Origin of the sequence: Aeromonas sp. R7-1 (assembly GCF_040908115.1) — a bacterium.
GTDB lineage: Bacteria > Pseudomonadota > Gammaproteobacteria > Enterobacterales > Aeromonadaceae > Aeromonas > Aeromonas caviae.
The window spans coordinates 1-22,688 of sequence record NZ_JBFODD010000048.1 but is presented as its reverse complement, the minus strand read 5'-3'; the positions used below and the strand labels follow the sequence as shown (position 1 = coordinate 22,688).

The window sequence follows — 22,688 nt, the reverse complement described above, 5'->3', positions numbered from 1 at the left end:
ATGGGATCAGCCCCAGGTTCAACCGCGAAACAGCTCCACCTTGTCCCCATCCTGCAGGCTGCCGGCGCCGCGCACCACCACCTTGTCTCCCTGCTTGAGGGCGCCACTCACCGCCACCTCCCGGCTGTCCCCGAACAGCACGGTGACCGGCACCCGGTTCACCGTGAGCGCCTCGCCGTGCTGCTCCACCTGATAGACCACGCTTCCCTCGGTGCCGAGCACCAGGGCATCCCGTGGCAGCAGCATGGTGTGCTGCTCTCCCATCGGCAGCGCCACCCGCACCGGCGAGCCGATGATGAAGGTACCCGCTTCCGGCTTGAGGCGCAGCTCGATGAGCCGGGACTTGGGATCGGCGCTCGCCGCCCGCTGGTAATAGATGGCGTGGCTGCTGAGCTGCTCCCCTTCCACCCGCAACCGGGCCTGGGTGGCCAGTTGCCGGGCCCAGGCAATAGGCGCACGCAACCGGATGTCCGGCTGGTCCGGATTGACCAGCTCAAGCGCCTGTTCGCCCGCATCCACATGCTCCCCCGGCTGGATGAAGTGTTCATTCACCACTCCGTCAAACGGGGCAAAGATGCGGGTTCTGCGCAGCTGCTCCTCAATCTGGCGCACCTGCACCCGCGCCAGCTGATCGGCCAGCTCAGCCTGCTCCACGTCATAGCGCGCCTTGTCATACTGGCTCTGGGAGGCACTCTTTTGCTGGTGCAAACGATCCAGGCGCTGGAACTCGGCGCGAGCGTAACGCAGGTTGCTCCCCTCTCTGGCTTGTTCCGCCCTCGCCTGCTCCAGCGAGAGGCGCAGGGTCGCGCTGTCCAGGCGCAGCAACTCGTCCCCCGTCTTCACCCGGCTGCCAAACTCGGCTATCCACTCCACCCGACCGCTCACTTCGGCGCTGAGCGCCGCCTGCTGGCGGCTTGCCACCGTTCCGCTGACCCAGATGCTGGCCCCCGCCTCTCCCTGGGCCACCTCCGCCAGCGTCACCATCTTGCTTTGTGCAAGCGCAGGCAGCCCGCCAGCCAGCAGCAGAGCCCCCACCACTATCCTTGTGAAACCTTGTGTCATCGATGAGCTCCTTGCTCAGGCACGCTGCCGAAGGGCGTGCGGTATGTCGGTCTGCTCCCCCAACCGCAGGAAGGCGGGCAACAGGATCAGGGTGAAGAGGGTGCTGCAACTCATGCCGCCGACGATGACGGTGGCCAGCCCCCGGTAGATTTCGCTCCCCTCGCTCGGACTCAGCATCAGGGGCAGCATGCCGAAGATGCTGGTGAGGCTGGTCATGGCGATGGGACGCATCCGGCTTTGCAGAGCATCGGTGACTGCCGACTGTCGGCTCATCCCCTCCCGCTCGGCCATCCTGGTCTGGTGCACCAGCAGAATGGCGTTGTTGACCACCAACCCGAGCAGGATGACGAAGCCGATGATGGTGAGCAAGTCCATCGGCAGCGGCGCCACCAGACCGCTCAGGTGCAGCGCCAGCACGCCGCCGACGGTGGCGAGCGGCAAGGTGAGCAGCACCAGCACGGCATCCTTGAGGGAGGCGAAGACCCCCCACAACAGAATGAGCAGTATCATCACGGCGAACAGGAAGATGCTGCCGAGGTTGCCGAGCGCCTGCTGCAGGCTGTCGGCATTGCCGGCGACCCGCAGCTCCCCCCCGGCCGGCAGCAACGGCCGGATGGCGGCAAAGCTCTTGTGCTGCAGGGTGTCGAGCACCTGCTCCATGCTCATCCCCGCAGGGGGGGAAATCTGCAGGCTGATGCTGCGCCGCCCATCGGATCGGAAGATGCTCTCAGGCCCGAGTTGCGGCTCCACCCGCAGCAGTTCCCCAAGGGGAACGATGCGCCCGGACGGGGTAGCAAGCGGCACCGCCTTGAGCTCGTCTGGGTTGGCGGAGGCCTGCCCCATCAGCAGGATGTCGAGCCGCTCATCCCCGTCGAAATATTCGCCGACCCGCAGACCATCGCCAAAGGTCTGGATGATGGCGGGCATGGGGGAGCGATCCCAGCCCACCTCGGCCAGGCGCCTGTCCTGGGGCACCAGCCGAAGCTCGGGAGCGGTGAAATCGAGTCCGGGCTCTGGCCTGACCTGGGCGCCGGGCAAGTCCCGCTGCACTATGGTCATGCTCTCCCTGGCCGCCTGATAGAGTTCGGGTAGCCCACCCCCCTGGATCAGCAGGGAGATGCTGTTTTCACTGTCAAAACCGCCAAACAGGGACCCCTGACCGCCAAACACCCGGGTGTCGGGAATGCCCACCAGCAATTGCTTCATCAAGAGCTGCTCCAGCACCTTGATCTGGTTATCCTCCTTTGGCCGCACCCCGATCTGGGCACCGCCCGGGTAGCGCAGGATGTAGTAGTTCTTGAGGACAGGCTCCTTCTCCCCTTTCATATAGGGGTCGAGGCGGGCAATCAGGGTATCGATCACCTCCTCCCGCTGGGCCTTGAGATTGACCCCGGGGGTGAAACTCATCCAGACGTCGATGGCGTCCCGCTTCACATCCGGCAGGTAGTTCATCTTGGGTAACATCAACCAGCTCACCAGCACAGGCCCCGTCATCATCAGGACGATGATGGCCCAGCGCCTGGGGGCGGTGGCAGTCCAGCGGATCACATGACGGGTGACGCGGCACCACAGGCGCTCAAAGGGATCAATCAGCCGCTCGTGCCCCATCCAGCGCGCCGCCACCGCAGGCAACACAGTCACCGCCACCACCATGGAGACGGTCACCGCGCAGGCGATGGTGAGCGCAAGATCGGCAAACAACTGCCCTTCCACGTCGTTGAGCAGGAGCACAGGCAGGAAGATGGCGACCGTGGTCAGGGTGGACGCCACCAGAGCGGTCCACACCCGGCGGGTGCCCTCCAGCGCCGCCTCTCCCTTGCTGATGTCACCCCGCTCATGGCGCCGGTAGATGCTCTCCAGCACCACGATGGCGGCGTCGAGCACCATGCCGACCGCAAACGCAATGCCCGCAAGGGAGATGATATTGAGGGTCCGCCCCATCACCTTGAGCAGGCAGAAGGTGAGCATGATGCTGATGGGGATGGCGATCGCAATCATCAGGGTCGCCTTGAGCTGGCGTAGAAAGACCCAGAGGATGGCGCAGGAGAGCAGCACCCCGAGCCCCAGGTTGGCGGTCACCATGCTCACCGCCCGGTTGATGTAGAGGGAAGCGTCAAACGACTGCTCCATGTGCAGGCCGACCGGCTCCAGCACCTCCCGGTTGAGCTCCCCGACCTTGGCCTTGATCCCCTCGAGCGCCGCCAGGGCATTGGCGCCGCTCTCCTTGAAGATCTGCGCCGCGATGGCGGTGTTGCCGTTCTGGATGCGCAGCACCGGGTTCTCCTCCCGGGCCACTCTGATCTCGGCAACGTCCCGCAGATAGATGGGCAGGCCGTCACGCCAGTCCACCACCTTGTCCCCCAGGGCCGCCACGTCATAGCGACCGGCAAAGCGCAGCTTGTACTCCCAGCGTCCAATGTCGAGGGTCCCGGCCGACACATCCCAGCCCGTCGTTGCCCGGCTGGCGAGCACCGGGATCTCCACCCCAAGCTCGGCGGCGCGGTAAGGGTCGAAGCGGATCTGGATCTGGCGCTCGTTGATCCCCTCGATGTCGACCGTGGACACCCCGGGGATCCGCTCCAGCTCGGGCTTGACCCTCGCCTCGATCAGCGCCTGGTGATCGTCTATCTCCCCCTTGGCGCCGGGCAGTTGCTGGATGAAGAAGAAGGTCAGGGTGTCGTTGCTGCTGTAGTTGTTGACGTAAGGACCACCGATGTTGTCCGGCAGCCCCGAGACCCGGTTCAGGCGGGAGATGACGTCAAGCTGGGCCCGCTGCATGTCGGTGCCGAGAGCAAACTCCATGTCGATTTCGGTGAAGCCGGGGTAGCTGTTGCTGCTGAGACTCTTGAGCCCCTGTACCCCCTGCATCTCCTGCTCGATGGGATCGGTTATCTCCGACTCCATCTCCTGGGGCGAGGCCGAGCGCCAGTCCACCGTGATATTGAGGTGAGGACGGTCTATGTCGGGAAACAGCTGGACGGGCAGTCCCCGGATGCTGAGCAGGCCCAGCAAAAAAATCAGCACGACCGAGACCGCCACCCAGATGGGGCGTTCGATCGCCGTTTTGGCGAGGTTCATTCACTCTTCCTGAGTTGTTGTTATCGGCCATTCCGATGGCCTTGCTTCCTGCCCCAAGGGTGGGGGCCATTGCATTAAACTGGAATTAATCGACCTTGTAAATGCCTGGTTAAACAACAAAAAAAACCGGCCACTAGGGCCGGTTGTCGGTTTACGCTCGGGGTCAGGCTGCATGCTCGACCGGGTTCGGTTGAGACAATCCTTCCAGCTCGCCAGGAGCGAAGTTGTCCACCTGGATAGCCTCGTAGCGCAGGGCATCGGCGGCCAGCAGCTTGTCCGCCTCCTCCTTGCCGAGGATGGACTGGGACAGGGCCGCAGCCACCAGCTCAGGCAGCGCCAGCTTGCGGGGCAGTCTGCCCTCTTTCTGGGCCTGCACCAGCTTCTTCTCGATGGGCTGCACCGAGACCATGGCCTGGAAGGCACGCTCCATCAGCCCCACCGGATCCGCCTCGTCCTTGCCCACATAACAGAGCGCGGTAAGACGATCCCGGAACTCGCCCGGCGTCATCATGGCCAGACAGATGGCATGGCAGCGATCGTCCGCCGGCATCTTGTAACCGACGCCGAACGGGAACACCACCCGCTTGAGTACGGCCCCCACCACCTTGTTCGGGAAGTTCTGGAAGAAGCCCTCGAACGCCTTGCCAATCAGGTAGAGGTTGCGCTCCACCGCGTACTGCACGAACGGCAGGTCAGAGACCATGCGGCCCTGATCCTCGTAATGCTTGAGGGTGGCGGAGGCCAGGTAGAGATGGCTCAGCACGTCACCCAGACGGGCAGAGATCATCTCCTTGCGCTTGAGATCCCCGCCCAGCATCAGCATGGAGACGTCGGCGCACAGGGCCAGCCCTTTACTCATGCGAGAGAGCTGCTTGTAGTAGCGGGCGGTTTCGCCAGCTACCGGCGCGCTGTTGAACTGGCCCAGGGTCAGCCCCTGGAACAGGGCACCGAAGAAGTTGCCGGTACCGAAGGCGATGTGTTTCATCAACAGGGCGTCAAACTTCTCGAGACCGCGCTCCACATCGGTGTCGGCCGCCGCTTCCAGCTCTGCAAACACATACGGATGGCAGCGGGTGGCCCCTTGCCCGAAGATCATCAGGTTGCGGGTCAGGATGTTGGCCCCTTCCACCGTGATGGCTACCGGGATGCCCATGTAGGCGTAGCCGGTGTAGTTTTTCGGGCCCAGCTGGATGGCGCGACCGGCGTGGATGTCCATGGAGTCATCCATCACCTGGCGGGCCATCTCGGTCATGTGGTACTTGGAAATCGCAGTGACGATGGCCGGTGCCTGACCCAAGTCCAGGGAACCTGCGGTCATGCGACGAGCCCCTTCCAGCTGATAGGTGAGGCCGCCAATGCGGGCCAGCGCTTCCTGCACCCCTTCAAACTTGCCGATGGACATGCCGAACTGCTTGCGCACATAGGAGTAGGCGCCCACGGTGCGGCTCGCCATGTGACCGCAGGCGGTGCCAAGGGCTGGCAGCGAGATGCCGCGACCGGCGGAGAGGCACTCCACCAGCATGCGCCAGCCGCGGCCGGCGTAATCCGGGCCACCGATGATCCAGTCGAGCGGAATGAACACATCCTTGCCGAAGGTCGGGCCATTCAGGAACGCCAACCCCATGGGGTAGTGGCGATCGCCAACGCGCACGCCAGGGTGACTGGTCGGGATCAGCGCACAGGTGATGCCGATCTCTTCCTTGTCACCCAGCAGTTTTTCCGGGTCATAGAGCTTGAACGCCAGCCCCAGCACGGTGGCGCGCGGCGCCAGGGTGATGTAGCGCTTGTTCCAGTTCAGGCGAATGCCCAGCACCTCTTCCCCCTTGTGCATCCCCTTGCAGACGATCCCCTTGTCCGGGATGGCGCCCGCATCGGAGCCCGCTTCCGGCCCGGTCAGGGCGAAGCAGGGTACCTCCTTGCCGTTGGCCAGCCCCGGCAGCCAGAAATCTTTCTGGGCCTGGGTGCCGTAATGCATCAGCAGCTCGCCCGGGCCGAGGGAGTTGGGCACCATGACGGTGACCGCAACGCTCAGGCTCTTGGTGGCGATACGGGTGACGATGGTGGAGTTGGCAATCGCCGAGAACTCGCGGCCGCCGTAGGATTTCGGGATGATCAGGGAGAAGAAGCCTTCTTTCTTCAGATAGTCCCACACCGGCTCCGGCAGGTCCTTGGTCTCGTTGACGATCTTGAAGTCGTCCACCATGGCGAGCAGGGTTTCGACCTGGTTGTCGATAAAGGCCTGCTCTTCTGCGCTCAACTCGGCCTTGCCGTAGCCGTGCAGTTTCTTCCAGTCCGGGTTGCCGCGAAACAGCTCCCCGTCCCACCAGACGGAGCCGGCCTCCATGGCCTCCCGCTCGGTGGCCGACAGGGGCGGCAGTATCTTCTTGAAGATGCCGAACACGGGGCGGGTCACCACCTTTTTACGGATGGCGGGGACACCGAGCACCACGGCTATCGCCAGCACCAGCAGGACAAGCAATGTGATCATACCGAAGTTCCTTCTATTTCACTGTTTCCGTTGATTATTGTTAGGTGTTACACGGCCAGGGAGAGCCTGGTCGACTCCACGGGCGCCCCGACACCGGACGCCAGATAAGGAATAACGTTGCGCACCAGCCCTTCCACATCGAGCTGCTGGCCAAAATCGGCCTGGGCGATGTCACGCAGGGCATCGGCCGAGGCCATGGTGAAGACGACGGTGCCCAGGGTGAAGTGCAGGCGCCAGAAGAGATCCGCTGGCGACAAATCCGGATTGGCCTTGGAGATGGCCTGGGTGATCCCGTGCAGGGTCGCCCCATAATGGGTGGTTATAAAGCGGCGCAGGTGGCCCTGACTGTCGATATAGCCGCGCCCCAGCAACTGCATGAAGAGCGCCGGGCCATTCGCCCTGACGGCCGAGAGTTTCATCAGGGGTTCGACAAAGCTCTCGAACACCTGCAACAGGGTCAGCTGATCCTGCGCCATCAACGTCTGCAACCGCCCGTCCAGTGCCGGCATGAAGAGGCTCAGATAGCGGTCGAGCACCGCCTGGATAAGCTCCTTCTTGGAGCCGAAGTGATAATTGACCGAAGCCAGGTTCACATCGGCCTCGCTGGTGATCAGACGCAACGAGGTATCGGCGAACCCCCGCTCGGCAAACAGCACCTCGGCGGCGTCGAGAATACGGTTCTTGGTATCGATTTTACTCACTGGACACCTCACTTAAACGAATGTTTAAAAAGTACGTTTCACGCCCACCCATGTCAAGAGAATGTGAACAAGTGTTGGCTAAATGTTTTTAATCAAAAAAGAGGGAAGATGGCGGGAACTTCGCGGCGAGACGGCACTCTATATCTATGCCACTGCAATTAAACATTAAGTCTCGCCCAACCTGCGTCATGCTAGTTGGGCATTTTTTTGTCCTGCCGTCACCCGATGCGCCGACAGAGAACCAAAAAAAACCGTCGCAGGGGCGACGGCGGGGAAAACGGGTCTGACCATCCAGTGTCGACCCATCGATGGGTGTTCAGGCTTGCATCGATGTCGCCATCCTCGCAGTGAAACGTCATCAGACTTTGTCAGCACAGACCCAAATTGTGACAAAGTATGGCAACCAGCCACATGGCCCGGCTTCGCCAATCTTGCTATGCTGTCGCCTCATGCCAGAGGGGAGAGAAGATGAAGTATACGGTCGATACCCACACGCACACCGTCGCCAGCACCCACGCCTACAGCACCATTCACGATTACCTGCCCATCGCCAAAGCCAAGGGGATCAAGCTGTTCGCCACCACGGACCATGGCCCGGACATGGCAGATGCCCCGCATTACTGGCATTTCGTCAATCTGCACGTGTTGCCCAGGGTTGTGGACGGGGTCGGTATCCTGCGCGGCATCGAAGCCAACATCAAGAACATCGACGGTGAAATAGACTTCCCCGAGCGCTACGAATCGCGGCTCGACATGATCATGGCGGGCTTTCACGAACCGGTGTTCCCCCCCTGCGATCAGGCGACCCACACCCAGGCCATGATCAACGCCATTCGAAGTGGTCGGGTCGACATGATAAGCCACCCCGGCAATCCCGCCTTCCCCATCGATATTCAGGCGGTGGTCAAGGCAGCGGCAGAGTATCGAGTGGCACTGGAGGTCAACAACTCCTCGTTCAGCCACTCCCGTGCAGGCAGCGAAAGCAACTGCCGCGCCATCGTCGAGGCGGCGCGCGATCTGGGTGCCTACCTCACTTTCGGCTCCGACTCCCACGTGGCATTCAGCCTCGGCGACTTTGATCACTGCCATCGTCTGGTCACCGAAGCCAACTTCCCACATGAGCGGATCCTGGCCCGCTCTCCCCGTGCCCTGCTCGATTTTCTCGAGAGCCGCGGCCGTGCTCACATCCCGGAGTTCGTTGACCTCTGATATGCCTTAACATCATGAGCCAACTCATAAAATCGAGTTGGCTCAATTGACTTGTCCGACTTTTTTCACGACTCTGAACATCAAACCGCCGGTATAGCTCAGTTGGTAGAGCAGCGCATTCGTAATGCGAAGGTCAGGAGTTCGATTCCCCTTATCGGCACCATATAAAACAAATGGTTAGCTTCTCATTGAAGCTAGCCATTTGTGTTTTTTGGCTTGGGGTACCACGTGGGGTACCACATCTAGCAAACGGTAGGAACATTACTGTATCCACTTACCTCGCTACCGGCAGGTCCTCCCAGCGGGTGGTGTAACAAGGGCTCAGGTGCTCTTGTCGCATCATCCACTCAGGCGATCCCGTGCCTTGGCTGGCAAAATCTACGCGCCCCAATCCCTTGGCTTTGATCTGGTCCATCACTGCCATCAGCGCATCAGATTGAGCTGATGGCGGGGCAAACAGGTCGGCCTGTTGCTGCCCCTTGGGGGTGAACTCACTCAACATGACCCCACCTTTTTGATAGCGGTGGCCGTCGCGCCAAATCTGCGGTAGCAGCACGTTCACTTGCTGCAGCAGCAACCGGGTGTCATCGCTAGGGCAGACCAACCGAACTCCAGCCTGCTCACTGTAGTAAGGGGCTCGTTCGTCAAAGGGGCTGGTCCGCACGAACAGGTGCACCCGCTGGCAACACATCCCCTCGCCCCGCAGCTTCTCGGCTGCGCGAGCCATAAAGCCTGACAACGCTTGGGCCATTTCCTCACTGTCGGTCACGCGCTCACAAAAGGAACGGCTCGAAAGGATCTGCTGCTTCGCCACCGGCTCAACGGTCAGCTCTGCGCAAGGCAGGCCACGCAGCTCCAGTACGATCCGCTCGACCACCACGCCGTATTGCGAACGCAACCCTTTGGCATCACTGGCCACCAGGTCTGCTACGGTGTTGATACCTTGTGCCACCAACTTGGCCCCCAAGCGCCGTCCTATGCCCCACACCTCATACACCGGGGTGATAGCCATCAGCCGGGCACGGCGCAGCTCGTCACGCAAGTCCACTACGCCGCCAGTGGCAGGCCACTTCTTGGCTGCATAGTTGGCCAGCTTGGCGAGGGTCTTGGTGGGGCCGATCCCAACCCCTACCGTTAGGCCGGTCCACTGCCACACTCGCTGCCGGATCTGTTGCCCATAGGCTGTCAGGTCCCCGGCAAACGACTCCGACAGTGACAGGAATGCTTCATCGATGGAGTAGACCTCCAGCTCGGGAGCCATGGTCTCCAACGTGCTCATCACCCTGCTAGACATATCTCCATAGAGCGCGTAGTTGGAGCTGAATGCCACACCGCCATGCGCCTCGAACTGCTCGCGGATCTTGAAGTAGGGCCCGGCCATCTTGATACCCATCGCCTTGGCTTCGGGGCTGCGCGACACCACGCATCCATCGTTATTGGAGAGCACCACGATCGGGCGGCCACGCAGCTCAGGGCGAAACAGCCGCTCACAGCTGGCGTAGAAGTTGTTTGCATCAACGAGCGCTATAGCCATCACGCTGCCTCAGATTGCCAATCACATGGGTGACCACTCCGAACAACTCCAGGGAGAGGCTCATACAAGGGTCGATAGGCGCGAACGCCGGATTGGCTGGCAACAGCCGCAACCTTGGCTTGAGCTGCAAGGTCTTTACCGTGAAGCCGCCATCGAGTAGTGCAATCACCACATCACCATGGCGCGGGGTCATGCTCTTATCGACCACCAGCAAGTCACCGGGAAAGATGCCGACCCCGGTCATGCTCTCCCCCTCGGCACGCAGATAGAAGGTTGCTGCAGGGTGCGGCACGCAGTGGGTGTTGAGGTCCAACTTCCCTTCCAGATAGTCGCTGGCTGGGCTGGGAAAGCCACAAGAAGCGCGGTGCAAGAACAGCGGGATGGTCACCTCGGCGGGTGATGGGTCTGGGGTTAACAGCTTCATGATAACGACACCTGTATTTATATACAGTAATTATAGCGTACCTTCCTTGAAGCAACGCAAGCCCTGTTAGCCAGTCAGGCGGAGCATGGCCTCAGTTGATAACACATCAGTTGCAGACAATGAGATGTGATAAGCCACAACCTGCGCGCCCAAGGCGCAGCCAGAGCGAGTCGAAGTGGAGAGACTGGCGCCTGCGTGGCCTGTTGGCTAGTTGGCTAGTTGGCTAGTTGGCTAGTTGCACTTATCACGTAGATGCCTTGGCTAGCACAATAGACGCGGCAGTAACCTCAAAACCTACGAGCAAGTGACTTGGTATAAAAATAGTCTCGGTATCCTGCACAACTCCGATGGCACCGCCTATCGAACCAACGCATTGAGGCAACTCAAATACAGCAGCGAGAGCATGTATCCAGCTTTGTTCGAAGGTAAATGATGGCTTTTACAGCAAACGACTCGAGCATAGCCCACTGGTGTGATGTCAGGCGTGGTTGCTGCGGGGCCAATTGGGTAAACTCTTCGGCAATTTTTAGTTTCATGCTGTTGTGCTGAAGTGTGGAGCTCTCACCAGCCTCAAGACAAACAGCACTACCGATGATCGTGCGATCCCGCTGACGCTGTACGGCACTGGGTGTGCCAAACAGGTATCCGGTAGCCAAGCCCTGAACGGCTCGAAGGAAATACAGGAATGAAAGCAAATGGCCAAGACACTTGAAGCCCATGATAAGTTGATACGTGAGATCTTCGAAGGCAGTTATCAGTTCTCGATACCGGACTATCAGCGTCCCTACGCTTGGACAACCGAGCAGGCCACAGAGCTGTTCGATGACTTGTACTCGGCAATGCAGGATGCGCGTATCTCTGGGGCTAGCAGTCAGTATTTTCTAGGTAGCATTGTTCTGATCAAGAACGATCGAGAACCGAAATCCTTCGTGGTTGATGGTCAACAACGTTTGTCCACACTGACTATGCTGTTCGCTGTGCTTCGCACAGTAATGCCAGAGGCAGCAGATGATATCACTGATTTCCTCTACAAGAGGGGAAAGGCCAGTCTGGGTGAGAAAAACGAGTATCGGTTGATTGCCCGCGAAGAAGACGCAGATTTCTTTCGCTCCTATATTCAGGAGCCAGGTGGTATTTCACAGCTAGTCGCCAGCACAGATAAACTAGAAGATAGTCGCCTGAGGTACCGTGAAAACGCCATCCTACTCCTCGATAAGGCCAAGGTGCTGCCACCAGCTGACCTTATTGCCCTGTGGAAATTTCTCGCCAACGACTGCTCGTTGGTTGTCATTTCAACGCCAGACCTCGATGCTGCGTACCGTATCTTTTCTGTGCTTAACAACAGGGGGCTCGATCTAGCTCCCATCGATATCATCAAAGCACAAGTGCTCGGACTTATCCGTTCAATAGAAGGTGAAACTCAGAGTCGTATCTATGCCAAGGAGTGGAGTCGCATTGAAAGCTCGTTGGGGCGTGATGCTTTTGGCGACCTGTTTGGCCACATCCGTAGCATTTATGCCAAGAAGAAACAAAAATATACCCTGGTCAAAGAGTTTCAGGAGCATGTTCCCGAATATAAGAGCCCTATGGTGTTGATTGACTACGTCATTAAGCCCTATGCAGAAATGTGGAACTTTGTGCGCAATGCAGATTTTGAGGCAACTGAACACGCTGAGACGATCAATGAATACCTTTCGTGGCTCAACCGCGTGGATTTCAAAGATTGGGTCCCTCCGGCCTTGGTCTATTTCAAACGTTTCAGACAGCAGCCCCAAAGGCTTGCCCTCTTTTTCCAAGCACTGGAACGTCTGACCTATTTCCTGCTTGTCACTAAGGTAGGGATTAATGAGCGTATTGAGACTTACGCCGCACTAATTAAAGAGATCGAACCGGAGGGCTTTAAGGGAGAGCTTGCCGACGTCAAGACGCTAGACCTGACAGACGCTCAAAAGAAAGAATTTCTCACGGCACTTGATGGTGACATTTACCGCAAACTAACAAAGGCTCGAATGGCGCTTACCCTCCGCCTCGAAGCGCTGGTCAGTGATGGCAGTAAAAAGCAGGCGTTCGACCACCTCTCTCTGGAGCATGTTCTTCCCCAGAACCCGCCACCAGCTTCAGAGTGGCTTAGCTGGTTTCCTGACGATGATGAGCGAGACAATTGGACACATCGTCTCGCTAATCTGGTACCTTTGCATATCCGCAAGAACCCAGCTGCCAGCAACTATGACTTTGCAACCAAGAAGAACATTTACTTCAAGGGAAAAGGTATAGCGTCTCCATTCGTGCTAACCCAAGAAGCCAGATCAGAAGACGAGTGGACGCCCGCGATTTTGGCTACACGCCAACTACGCCTTATAGGCGTACTCAAAGAACATTGGAATCTCGCTGTCACTGACGAAGTTGCTACGAGCTTGGCGGCGAGTTGAGGAACGATTTAATGCAAAAGAGACAACAAGACCAAAGCCAGATCAAATGGGTGTCTGACTTTATTTGGAATATTGCCGATAACCGTTTGCGCGATGTGTACGTGCGAGGCAAGTATCGCGACGTCATCCTTCCATTTACGGTGCTGCGACGCCTGGATTCCGTATTGGAATCCACGAAGGAAGCTGTGCTGGCTCGCAAGACGTTCCTTGACACCCACAAGGTGGCCGAACAGGACGGCGCGCTGCGCATGGCGGCAGGCCAAGCCTTTTACAATGTTTCAGAATTCACCCTAGCTAAGCTGAAGGCCAGTGCGGCAGGCCAACGTTTGCGAGATGACTTCATTGTATATCTGGACGGTTTCTCGCCCAACGTTCAGGAGATCCTCGCTAATTTCAACTTTCGTAATCAGATCCAGAAGCTCGTTGATTCTGAGGTGCTTGGATATTTGATCGAGGACTTTCTCGATCCCGAGATCAACCTTTCGCCACTGCCGGTCAAGGATACTGACGGACGCATCAAGTTTCCGGCATTGGATAACCATGGCATGGGTACCGTATTCGAGGAGCTGATCCGTCGTTTCAATGAAGACAATAACCTTGAAGCTGGTGAGCACTATACCCCGCGCGACGTGGTGCAGCTTATGGCCAAGCTACTGTTCCTGCCGGTGGCCGACCGAATTGAGTCCAGCACCTATTCCCTCTACGACGGCTCCTGTGGTACGGGGGGGATGCTAACCGTTGCCGAAGAAACCTTGCTGGGGCTGGCTGAGGAGCACAGCAAGGACGTCTCCATCCACCTTTTCGGCCAAGAAATAAGCGACGAAACTTACGCCATTTGCAAAGCCGACCTGCTCTTGAAGGGGGAAGGCGAAGAGGCAGAGAACATCGTCGGTGGTGCTGACAAATCCACCCTGTCCGCCGACCAGTTCCGTTCGCGCGAATTCGATTTCATGATCTCCAACCCGCCTTACGGCAAGAGTTGGAAGACCGATCTGGATCGCATGGGTGGCAAGAAGGAATTCAACGACCCGCGCTTCATCGTCAACCACGCGGGCAATGCAGAATTCAAACTCCTGACTCGTTCCAGTGACGGGCAGCTCATGTTCCTGGTGAACAAGCTGCAAAAGATGAAGCACAACACGCCGCTGGGCAGCCGCATCGCGCTGGTGCATAACGGTTCCGCGTTGTTTACGGGCGATGCAGGCCAAGGCGAGAGCAACATCCGCCGCTGGGTATTGGAAAACGACTGGTTGGAAGCCATCATCGCCCTGCCGCTCAACATCTTCTACAACACCGGCATCGCCACCTACGTCTGGGTGCTGGCCAATAAGAAGGCCGAAGCCCGTCGTGGCAAAGTGCAATTGATCGATGCAAGTGGTTGGTTCCAGCCGCTACGCCGCAACCTCGGCAAGAAGAACTGCGAACTGAGTGAGGCCGATATTGCCCGGATCCTTGACCTCTATCTGGACGGCGAGCAGGAAACGGCTGAATCAAAGTGGTTTGACACCCAGGACTTCGGCTACTGGAAAATCACTGTCGAACGCCCACTGCGCCTGAAAAGCCAGCTCTCTGACAAACGCATCGAGCCCCTGCGCTTTGCGTCTGGTGACGAGGCGCTGCGAGCCGAGATCTACGCCACCCACGGCGAGGCACTCTATACCGAGTTCGCCAAGCACAAACCGGCCATTGAGGCATGGTTGAAAGGCGAAGATGAGAACGAGGATGACGACAGTCAAGACAGTGACGATGACAGCGAAGCACCCACTGCGCGCAAGGCTGTACCTGCCAAGCGCCGCAAGAAGCTGCTCGATGCAGCGACCTGGCTGCGCGACAAGTCTTTGATGGAAATGGCGCAACGGGTGCAAAAGAGGCTAGGTAGCACCATATACGACGACCACAACGAGTTTCGTACTTGCTTCGATGCTGCGTTGAAGGCAGAGGGCGAAAAGCTCAGCGCGCCCGAGAAGAAGGTCATTTACAAGGCGGTGAGCTGGCGCGACGATGCGGCGCCGCCGGTCATCGCCAAGCGTAGCAAGATCACTAAAAACGAATACTTTGAGCCTGGCTACGACGGTGCATATTTAGAAACGGTGGGCAAGGATCGCTTCATTGTCGAGTACGAGCCAGACAGCGAGCTGCGCGACACTGAACAGGTGCCACTGAAGGAAAAAGGTGGTATTGACGCCTTTTTCGAGCGTGAAGTACTTCCTCATACGCCAGACGCCTGGATCGCCATGGACAAGACCCAGATCGGTTACGAGATTTCCTTCGCTCGCTACTTCTACAAACCCGCACCACTGCGCACGCTTGCCGAAATCCGTGCCGACATCCTCGCGCTGGAACAGCAGAGCGAGGGGTTGCTGCAAAAAATCGTGGGGGGCGCGCAATGACGGTGACAAGCGCGTACCCGAACTACAGGCAGCCGAAGATGCGCTGGTTGCCCGCAGTACCGGAACACTGGAACGAGCAACGCGCCAAGACCTTTTTCCGCGAGGTAGATGAGCGCTCGAAGACCGGGCAGGAAGAGCTGCTGTCGGTGTCTCACCTTACCGGCGTTACCCCGCGCAGCCAGAAGAAGGTCACGATGTTCAAGGCGGCGAGCTACGTCGGCTCCAAGCTGTGTCAACCTGGTGACATCGTCATCAACACGCTATGGGCGTGGATGGCGGCACTTGGTGCGAGTAGGCACGTGGGTATCGTTAGTCCCGCGTATGGCGTGTACCGTCCACACAGTGCCGACAGCTTCAACCCTGCGTACTTGGACTACCTGCTCCGTACTCGAGCCTACGTTGCCGAATACATTGGGCGGTCGACCGGTATTCAATCCTCGCGCCTGCGCCTGTATCCAAATCAGTTCCTCGACATCGCGTTGATCCAACCACCACGCCCCGAGCAAGACCAGATCGTAGCCTACTTGCGCGCGCAGGACGCGCACATCGCTCGCTTTATCAAGGCCAAGCGCGAGTTGATCGCGCTGATGGCAGAGCAACGTGGTGTTCTTGCAGAGAGGGCCATTTCATCTTCGGAAACCCAATACCTTCGACTTGACCGGGTCGTTTCGCTTTTGGCAACACCTATCGCCAGAGAGCCGGAAGTAACCTACACGCCGATTGGCATGTTCAATCGTGGTCGTGGCATTTTCCACAAGCTGCCTACAGAAGGAAAACATCTTGGAGATTCGACCTTCTTCCGCATAGAAAAAAGAGACCTAATATTTAGCGGTCAGTTTGCCTGGGAAGGTGCGGTAGCCGTTGCCAGCGATGAAGATGAGGGGTGCATTGCATCCCATCGCTACCCGATTGCTAAATGTAAATGTGATGCCGTCACGCCGGAGTATCTCTACACATTCTTCTTGGGCAAGGCTGGCGACCTAATTCTCAACCATCATTCACGCGGCGCTGCTGGGCGTAACCGCCCGTTGAATCCTCGCTCGCTGTTGAAAGAGAAGGTTCCGGTTCCGCCGCTGCATCTGCAACGTGAAGTTTCCAACTTCTACTACGAAGAACTATCGGTGCGCCGAGAGATAGAAAAGGAAATCGCCTTGATCCGCGAATACCGCGACCGCCTGATTGCCGATGTGGTCACCGGCCAAGTGGACGTGCGCGGCTGGCAGCCCAGTCTGGAGGATGTCGTGGATGACGCGGCGTTGGCCGCGTTGGGTGATGACCAAGAGGGAATGACTGAAGAGGAGGATGGCGATGGCGAAGAGTGACACCAGTGAGCGCTGGTTCGAGGCGCGCGTGGTGCGTGGCCTGACTGGTGTGCCGCAGCCGGAGTACAGCCATGAGCTGACCCCCACGGACTTCGCTGCCACCCACAACGGCTACGTGCAAGGCAAGCCCACCGACTACAACCGCGACGTGGCGCTGGATGTGGTTCAGTTGCTGGCCTTCTTGCAGGCCACCCAGCCCAAGGCGGTGGAAACGCTGGAACTGGCAACGGATGGCATCAAGCGCACCCAGTTCCTGCACCGCCTGCAAGGCGAGATCACCAAGCGCGGTGTGGTGGACGTGCTGCGCAAGGGCGTGAGTCACGGGCCGGTACACGTCGATCTCTACAAGCTGCTGCCCACGCCGGGCAATGCTGCCGCAGCGGAAAACTTTGCCAAGAACATCTTCAGCGTCACCCGACAACTGCGCTACAGCAACGCTTCCGGCAACGAACTGGACTTGGGCATCTTCATCAACGGTCTGCCAGTGCTGACCTTCGAGTTAAAGAACTCGCTGACCAAGCAGACCCTGGCCGACGCCATCGTTCAGTACCAGACCACGCGCAGCCCGCAGGAGCTACTGTTCCAGTTGGGACGTTGTGTGGCGCACATCGCGGTCGATGACGTGGAGGCCGCATTCTGCACGGAGCTGAAGGGCAAAGCGTCGTGGTTCCTGCCGTTCAACCAGGGCTGGAACAGTGGTGCGGGCAACCCGCCCAACCCGGATGGTCTGAAGACAGATTACCTGTGGAAGCAGGTGCTGACTCGGAAGTCGCTGGCCAACATCATCGAGAGCTACGCGCAGGTGGTGGAGGAAGAAGAAACCGGTGCCAGCGGCAAGAAACGCAAGAAGCGCAAACAGATCTTCCCGCGTTTCCACCAGTTGCGTACGGTACGAGCCCTGCTACGCCGAGCCCACAACGACGGCGTGGGCAAGCGTTATCTGATCCAGCATTCAGCAGGCAGCGGAAAGAGCAACACCATCGCCTGGCTGGCGCACCAGTTAGTGGAGTTGCGTTGCAAGGACGACCCATTGGCGGTGCAGTTCGACTCCATCATTGTCATCACCGACCGACGTGCGTTGGACACGCAGATCGCCCGCACCATCAAGGGTTATGACCACGTAGCGGCGATCTTCGGCCACTCCGACAACGCGCAGGAGCTGCGAGGATTCTTGCAGAAGGGCAAGAAGATCATCGTCACCACGGTGCAGAAGTTCCCGTTCATCCTCGATGAGCTGGGCGACTTGTCTGGCAAGCGCTTCGCGCTGTTGATCGACGAGGCTCATTCCAGTCAAGGTGGCAAGACCACTGCGCGGATGCACGAAGCCCTCGGCGGCAAAACCACCGATACAGTCACAACCGACAAGGTTTCCGAGGAGGAATTCGAGGAAGACAGCACGCAGGATGCGGTCAACGCGGAAATCGAGAAGCGCATCGCCTCTCGCAAGCTGCTGGCCAACGCCAGTTACTTCGCGTTCACAGCCACCCCCAAGAACAAGACGCTGGAGTTGTTCGGCGAGAAGACGCTGGTCGGCGACAAGGTGCAGTTCCGCTCGCCGGAGGAACTGACCTACACCACCAAGCAGGCTATCCAGGAGAAATTCATTCTCGACGTGGTTGAGAACTACACCACCTATAACAGCTTCTACCAAGTGGCCAAGACGGTGGCTGACGATCCGGAATTCGACAAGGTGAAGGCGCTGAAGAAAATCCGCCACTACGTCGAATCACACGACAAGGCCATCCGCCGCAAGGCCGAGATCATGGTTGACCACTTCATTGCACAGGTGGTGGGTAAGCAGAAGATTGGTGGCAAGGCGCGGGCAATGGTCGTGTGCAACGGCATCGCGCGAGCTATCGACTACTGGCGTGAGGTATCGGGCTACCTCGCACAGATCAAGAGCCCGTATAAGGCCATCGTGGCGTACTCGGGTGACTTCGAGATCGCAGGCGAGAAGAAGAACGAAGCTGACTTGAACAAATTCCCTAGCAAGGACATTCCGGCGAAATTCAAGCAGGATCCTTATCGATTCCTCATTGTCGCCAACAAGTTCGTCACCGGCTTCGATGAGCCCTTGTTGCACACGATGTACGTGGACAAGCCGCTGGCGGGCGTGCTCGCGGTTCAAACCCTATCACGCTTAAACCGGGCACATCCGCAGAAGCACGACACTTTCGTGCTCGACTTCGCCGACAACGCCGAGGCGGTGAAGGCGGCGTTCCAGGACTACTACCGCGCCACGATCCAGACCGGCGAAACCGACGCCAACAAGCTGCACGATCTGAAGGCCGAACTCGATGGGCAGCAGGTGTATAGCTGGCAGCAGGTAGAAGACTTGGTTGCGCTGTACTTGGGTGGCGCAGACCGGGACAAGCTCGATCCCATCCTCGATACTTGCGTGGCCGAATACACAGACTCGCTCGGCGAGGATGATCAGGTCAAGTTCAAAGGCACAGCCAAGGCCTTTGTTCGCAGCTACGGCTTTCTCGCCGCTATCCTGAGCTACGGCTATCCGACGTGGGAGAAGCTGTCTATCTTCCTGAACTTCCTCATCCCCAAGCTGCCCGCCCCCAAAGAGGAAGACTATTCCAAAGGGGTGCTGGAGACCATCGACATGGACAGCTACAGGGTGGAGGTCAAAGCGGCGCTGAAGATGGGGATGGTCGACGCCGATGCCACTGTTGAGCCAGTGCCGCAGGGCGGCGGTGGCGGCAAGGGCGAGGTAGAAATCGACAAGCTCTCCGCGATCATCAAAACCTTCAACGACCTGTTCGGTAATATCGACTGGAAAAATGAAGATCAGGTTCGTAAGGTCCTTATCGAGGAAATCCCGGCACGAGTTGCTCGTGATAAGGCCTACCAGAATGCGCAGGCTAATTCTGACAAGCAAAACGCTCGGCTTGAGCATGACAAGGCACTCCACCGCGTTGTGCTTGAACTTCTGTCTGATCACACAGAATTATTTAAGCAGTTCAGCGATAACCAGAATTTCAAGCGCTGGTTGACCGACATGGTTTTTGATGTGACCTACCAGAAGAATCAGTCTGAGCAGCGAGTTGGTGATGAATTAAAGAAGCGAGCACAGGTCGTGGTTCGTGACAGATTCGGGGAGGCGCAGATATGGTCAAACGCGGTAAGCCATTTACTAGACCAGTTGACTGTGAATGGGTGCAGCATTGGTCTTTCTGACCTGGCAATAATTGAGAGAAAAAGTGGGCTCTCTGTCAGCCATATCTTATTCCCAGTCTTAAATCTATTGTCCGCTGATGACGTCGGTTTGTTACATCGTGAGTTTCTATCTAGTACGCAATGCGCAATCAATTTTGACGAGGTGCTGCGGATGAGCGCAGAAATGCAGACGGAACATGATTGGGCTGAGCGGGTGTCTATCCGTTGGACGCTGTCTAAAACACAGGGTTACGTACATGGGTGATAGTCTGAAAACGTTGTTTGTTTGGTTTCCGGTTCTAAGGAGGCTTTTCGAGGCGAGGACTGCTAAGGCATTTGACGAATTTCTTGATCGCCATTTTGAGGAGTCTGTCCAGCGAATGGAGGCCGAAGCACATCATTTACAGGGAGACTGCGAAGAAAAGCTCTCTGCTTTTCTGGCTGCGGCGTTAAGCATACCCGGACTTTCTGTTGTTCGCGAAGGCTACAGCAATGGGCGAGTCGATCTAACAATCAAATCTGAGAGTATTAAATTCCCCCAGCGGCGTTTGGCAGAGGCAAAGTTATATTCAGGACCGAGTTATCATGCAAAAGCTATCGACCAATTGATTTCTCGATATTCCACGGGACGGCAAAGCCGTGGTTATGTTGTCGAATATGTAAAAAAACCAGGAATTTCCAACATCGTGGTTAAGCTTCGTAATAAAGCTGATGAAGACTTTCCTGTGTTTCAACAAGGAAAGACGAATGACCACCCGATGAAATGGGCGTATGTGAGTAGCCACAAGCATACAAGTGAAGAGCTGATCCATGTAGTTCACATCAATGTGAACATTCATAGATGAAACCGGAGGGGGCCGAGTTGTTTCCCTGTTGATTTCAAACGGTCAGCTGCTTGTTCTCCAGCGTGTTGATGATGGTCGGAAAACATTGCCAAGTCTGCCAATCTCTTTTGCGCACCACTCACCGATAAAGCTGGCTCTGTCGGTACAGCAGAAATGCCGTGTGGGTCATGCTCGACTATACCTCAGTTGAATGTCGATAATGGTGCCTGGCACGTTGTAGCGCTGGCGTAGTCTGGCCAGGTGCTCGGGGAGGTCTGTCAGGCTTGCCAGCCGCCCTCGGTAGATCCGGGATAGGTTGACGTAGTCGGGATGGCTCACGTTGATGGTCACCTGATGCCCAGGCAGCCAGCGGCTAAACAGGCGGGCTTTCGCCTCTTTGATTGTGGTGATTCCGGGAGCGGGTAACGTCTGCCGGTTGCGCAGATGCAGCTTGTTAAGCTCGGGGGCATAGCGATGCACCTCGAGCCCTGTGATAAAACGGGTCATGTTCGGTGACTCCAATGATGCAAAGGGCCAGCCTGTGAGGGCTGGCCCTTTATGTTGTTTGTTGATGAGTGATGAGATGGTCGCGGTGGCTAGCCGTTGTAAAACAGGATGTAGTTCACACCGACCAGCTGGGCTGCAGTGATCAAGGGTTGCAGCGCTGGCGGGATCGTATCGAGAGCCATGGCCAGGTTCAGGGTGTGCTCGTAGGTGGAGTCATCCTTCACGCCGACATGTTCATGGGAGGCCATTTGCTTGACCCATTGCCATTCCGGTACCAGGTCTGCGTCATCGTAATCGCCGATGATGGAACTCATGGCGACTGAATCGCTCTCAGTTCCCTAGACACCTCACAGCCTTAAAATGAGGCAACTATTGGAGGTGTTATGACCCGTCAGCGTTATCCAGAAACATTCAAAATCGAAGCCGTTAAACAAATCACCGAGCGCGGGCGGCCGGTGGCTGACGTTGCACGTGCCATCGGGGTATCCAGCCACAGCCTGTATGCATGGCTCAAGCAGTACGGTAAGCCTGCTGACCAGCAAATAGAAGAGTCTGCCTTGCAAGCCGAGATCCGCCGCCTGAAAACTGAACTGCGCCAGGTCACCGAGGAGCGCAATATTCTAAAGGAGGCCGCCGCGTACTTTGCCAGCGAGTCAAGGAAAGGTACGCGTTCATAACCTCCCGACTCGACCGGTACAGTGTCGTTACCCTGTGCCAAACCCTGGGGGTTCACCGAAGTGGCTTCTACGCGTGGTTGAAACAGCCCACATCGCCACGACAGCAGGAGGACGAACGACTGACCGGATTGGTCAAGCAATCCTGGCTGGAAAGTGGTGCTGTCTACGGTTATCGCAAGATCCATCGCGACCTTCGTGACGCAGGGGAAGCCTGCGGCAAGCACCGTGTGGCCAAATTAATGAAGCGGGAGGGACTGCGTTCGCAAACGGGCTATCAACGCCGCAAGGGGCATTATGGAGGCAAGAGCACGCAAGCTGCCCCAAACACGCTGGCACGTCAGTTTAAGGTGCCAGCCCCCAACATCACCTGGGTGACTGACATTACCTACATTCGCACTCAAGAAGGGTGGCTGTACCTGGCGGTGGTGCTCGACCTGTTCTCTCGCCAGATCGTCGGCTGGGCGATGAAGTCACGCATGACGGCAGACTTGGCGGTTGATGCGTTATTGATGGCCGTCTGGCGGCGTAAACCCAAGCAGCCGGTACTGGTGCATTCGGATCAGGGCAGCCAGTTTACCGGTGGTGAATGGCAGGACTTTCTGAAGGCCCACAACCTGCGTTGCAGCATGAGCCGACGGGGTAACTGTCACGACAACGCGGTCGCCGAGAGCTTCTTTCAGTTGCTCAAACGGGAGCGGATCAAGCGCAGGATTTACGCGACAAGAGACGAAGCCCGCAGCGATGTGTTTGATTATATCGAGATGTTTTACAACCCAATCAGGCGTCATGGTTCCAATGATGGGCTGTCGCCGGTAGAGTTTGAAAGGCAGTTTATTTTTCAGCAACAAAGTGTCTAGAAAACCAGGGGCGATTCA

15 protein-coding genes and 1 tRNA gene are annotated in these 22,688 nt (G+C 57.8%); 8 read left to right on the top strand and 8 right to left on the bottom strand.

Features of this window, described 5'->3' with window-relative positions:
• Positions 1–18: 18 nt before the first annotated feature.
• The 4 genes from AB5Y51_RS12570 to AB5Y51_RS12555 form a co-directional block, all read right to left on the bottom strand.
• Positions 19–1,062, bottom strand: a complete 1,044-nt coding sequence (locus AB5Y51_RS12570) for an efflux RND transporter periplasmic adaptor subunit (RefSeq protein ID WP_368178533.1) — start codon at positions 1,060–1,062, stop codon at positions 19–21.
• 15 nt (positions 1,063–1,077) lie between these two features.
• The gene (locus AB5Y51_RS12565; protein ID WP_042017492.1) at positions 1,078–4,140 is read right to left on the bottom strand and encodes an efflux RND transporter permease subunit; all 3,063 of its coding nucleotides are present in this window, start codon (positions 4,138–4,140) and stop codon (positions 1,078–1,080) included.
• A gap of 163 nt (positions 4,141–4,303) precedes the next feature.
• Positions 4,304–6,628: an acyl-CoA dehydrogenase gene (locus AB5Y51_RS12560; protein ID WP_041213197.1), complete on the bottom strand. Its 2,325-nt coding sequence runs from the start codon at positions 6,626–6,628 to the stop codon at positions 4,304–4,306.
• A 47-nt stretch (positions 6,629–6,675) separates the two neighbouring features.
• The gene (locus AB5Y51_RS12555) at positions 6,676–7,329 is read right to left on the bottom strand and encodes a TetR/AcrR family transcriptional regulator (protein WP_005324182.1); all 654 of its coding nucleotides are present in this window, start codon (positions 7,327–7,329) and stop codon (positions 6,676–6,678) included.
• A gap of 468 nt (positions 7,330–7,797) precedes the next feature.
• On the opposite strand from AB5Y51_RS12555, the gene AB5Y51_RS12550 reads away from it, so the two are divergent.
• Both AB5Y51_RS12550 and AB5Y51_RS12545 read left to right on the top strand, forming a co-directional pair.
• Entirely contained in the window at positions 7,798–8,538 is a 741-nt protein-coding gene (locus AB5Y51_RS12550; protein WP_005324180.1) for a phosphatase, read from the top strand.
• A gap of 87 nt (positions 8,539–8,625) precedes the next feature.
• Positions 8,626–8,701 (top strand) — tRNA-Thr (locus AB5Y51_RS12545).
• A 111-nt stretch (positions 8,702–8,812) separates the two neighbouring features.
• Here AB5Y51_RS12545 and umuC read toward each other — a convergent pair.
• Positions 8,813–10,072 (bottom strand): translesion error-prone DNA polymerase V subunit UmuC, encoded by a 1,260-nt coding sequence (gene umuC, locus AB5Y51_RS12540; RefSeq protein ID WP_368178532.1) that lies wholly within the window; start codon positions 10,070–10,072, stop codon positions 8,813–8,815.
• Positions 10,053–10,496 carry a translesion error-prone DNA polymerase V autoproteolytic subunit gene (umuD, locus tag AB5Y51_RS12535; protein ID WP_368178531.1) on the bottom strand — a complete coding sequence of 148 codons (444 nt, stop codon included), beginning with the start codon at positions 10,494–10,496 and terminating at the stop codon, positions 10,053–10,055. Before umuD ends, umuC begins: the two co-directional genes overlap by 20 nt.
• 695 nt (positions 10,497–11,191) lie before the next feature.
• Between umuD and AB5Y51_RS12530 the strand changes: the two genes are divergently transcribed.
• From AB5Y51_RS12530 to AB5Y51_RS12510, 5 genes are read left to right on the top strand one after another with little or no spacing between them, the layout of a single operon-like run.
• Complete coding sequence (locus AB5Y51_RS12530) at positions 11,192–12,925, top strand: DUF262 domain-containing protein (protein ID WP_368178530.1); 1,734 nt, start codon at positions 11,192–11,194, stop codon at positions 12,923–12,925.
• Positions 12,926–12,936: 11 nt separating this feature from the next.
• Positions 12,937–15,315, top strand: a complete 2,379-nt coding sequence (locus AB5Y51_RS12525; RefSeq protein WP_368178529.1) for an N-6 DNA methylase — start codon at positions 12,937–12,939, stop codon at positions 15,313–15,315.
• Between the two features lie 38 nt (positions 15,316–15,353).
• A complete protein-coding gene (locus tag AB5Y51_RS12520; protein WP_368178528.1) occupies positions 15,354–16,637 on the top strand; it encodes a hypothetical protein in 1,284 nt (427 codons plus the stop codon).
• Positions 16,624–20,070 carry a type I restriction endonuclease subunit R gene (locus AB5Y51_RS12515; protein WP_368178527.1) on the top strand — a complete coding sequence of 1,149 codons (3,447 nt, stop codon included), beginning with the start codon at positions 16,624–16,626 and terminating at the stop codon, positions 20,068–20,070. Before AB5Y51_RS12520 ends, AB5Y51_RS12515 begins: the two co-directional genes overlap by 14 nt.
• The gene (locus AB5Y51_RS12510) at positions 20,063–20,650 is read left to right on the top strand and encodes a hypothetical protein (RefSeq protein WP_368178526.1); all 588 of its coding nucleotides are present in this window, start codon (positions 20,063–20,065) and stop codon (positions 20,648–20,650) included. The genes AB5Y51_RS12515 and AB5Y51_RS12510 overlap by 8 nt, the downstream gene beginning before the upstream one ends.
• Before the next feature lie 165 nt (positions 20,651–20,815).
• Here AB5Y51_RS12510 and AB5Y51_RS12505 read toward each other — a convergent pair whose 3' ends face one another.
• Both AB5Y51_RS12505 and AB5Y51_RS12500 read right to left on the bottom strand, forming a co-directional pair.
• Complete coding sequence (locus AB5Y51_RS12505; protein ID WP_368178525.1) at positions 20,816–21,136, bottom strand: hypothetical protein; 321 nt, start codon at positions 21,134–21,136, stop codon at positions 20,816–20,818.
• 89 nt (positions 21,137–21,225) lie between these two features.
• The gene (locus AB5Y51_RS12500) at positions 21,226–21,450 is read right to left on the bottom strand and encodes a hypothetical protein (RefSeq protein WP_368178524.1); all 225 of its coding nucleotides are present in this window, start codon (positions 21,448–21,450) and stop codon (positions 21,226–21,228) included.
• Between the two features lie 69 nt (positions 21,451–21,519).
• Here AB5Y51_RS12500 and AB5Y51_RS12495 point away from each other — a divergent pair.
• Positions 21,520–22,670 (top strand): IS3 family transposase gene (locus tag AB5Y51_RS12495; RefSeq protein ID WP_319903933.1). Its coding sequence is split into 2 segments (ribosomal slippage): positions 21,520–21,757 and positions 21,757–22,670, totalling 1,152 coding nucleotides; the frame shifts between segments, so codons are not numbered across the junction.
• Positions 22,671–22,688: the final 18 nt, after the last annotated feature.